This window comes from Pseudoalteromonas sp. S3260 (assembly GCF_005886925.1).
GTDB lineage: Bacteria > Pseudomonadota > Gammaproteobacteria > Enterobacterales > Alteromonadaceae > Pseudoalteromonas > Pseudoalteromonas tetraodonis.
This window is the reverse complement of the sequence record NZ_PNCV01000418.1, coordinates 1-377: the sequence shown is the minus strand read 5'-3', so window position 1 is coordinate 377 and position 377 is coordinate 1. Positions and strand designations below refer to the sequence as shown.

The window sequence follows — 377 nt, the reverse complement described above, 5'->3', positions numbered from 1 at the left end:
TGGCAAATCCCGTTGCAGCATCGCGTTGGTAATGGCTTAGTTTACTGCTCTCGCTATCTCGATGACGACCAAGCCAAGGCGCAGTTACTAGCAAACCTTCCCGGTGAGGCATTGCATGAGCCTCGGGTGATCCCATTTCGCACTGGTGCTAGGCGCCAGCAATGGCACAAAAATGTGGTCGCCATCGGTTTAAGCAGTGGCTTCCTTGAGCCTCTTGAGTCCACCAGTATCCATTTGATTCAAACAGCGGTGATCCGCTTACTGAAACATTTTCCACACCAACGCATTGCTCCCGCCTCGGTGCGTGCATTTAACCGCTTATTTAGCACCGAAATGGCGCAAATTCGCGACTTTATTATTCTCCATTATGCCCTCAA

The 377-nt window shown here is 50.7% G+C and carries 1 protein-coding gene; it reads left to right on the top strand.

Annotation, left to right across the window (positions count from 1 at the left end):
• The coding region (locus tag CWC14_RS19030; RefSeq protein WP_138564423.1) for a tryptophan 7-halogenase at window positions 1-377 on the top strand (377 nt) is incomplete at both ends.